The organism is Enterobacter sp. SECR19-1250 (assembly GCF_013391025.1).
GTDB lineage: Bacteria > Pseudomonadota > Gammaproteobacteria > Enterobacterales > Enterobacteriaceae > Enterobacter > Enterobacter cloacae.
The window spans coordinates 1-319 of sequence record NZ_JACASJ010000333.1 but is presented as its reverse complement, the minus strand read 5'-3'; the positions used below and the strand labels follow the sequence as shown (position 1 = coordinate 319).

Sequence of the window (319 nt, the reverse complement as noted above, 5' to 3'; positions counted from 1 at the left end):
AGGTGGCGTAATGGAAAAGAAAAACCGCCCCGTACAGCAGGCGGCTAACTCAGATATTCGCACGTCTGATATTACGCCGACCACCAGCCCGGTACAAGTACCTAAGCGAACCCCAAAGAAACACCGCGCCCGCGTCTATATGCTGCGCACTGGTGTAGAGGGATGGACAGAAAATGACATCCTGCGCTACTGCCGTCTTTCATCCGGGCGTAATTATGCGTCTGAACTGGAGCGCCAGCTTGATATTCAACTGGAGCGTATCGACGAGAAAAACCCGGATGGTATCGGCGCACACCTGCGCTACCGCTTTTCCTGCCGT

1 protein-coding gene is annotated in these 319 nt (G+C 54.5%); it reads left to right on the top strand.

All coding sequences use genetic code 11. The features are described 5' to 3' along the window. Positions 1–10: 10 nt before the first annotated feature. On the top strand, positions 11–319 hold a 309-nt coding region (locus HX884_RS26870; RefSeq protein ID WP_178329068.1), incomplete at its 3' end, for a hypothetical protein.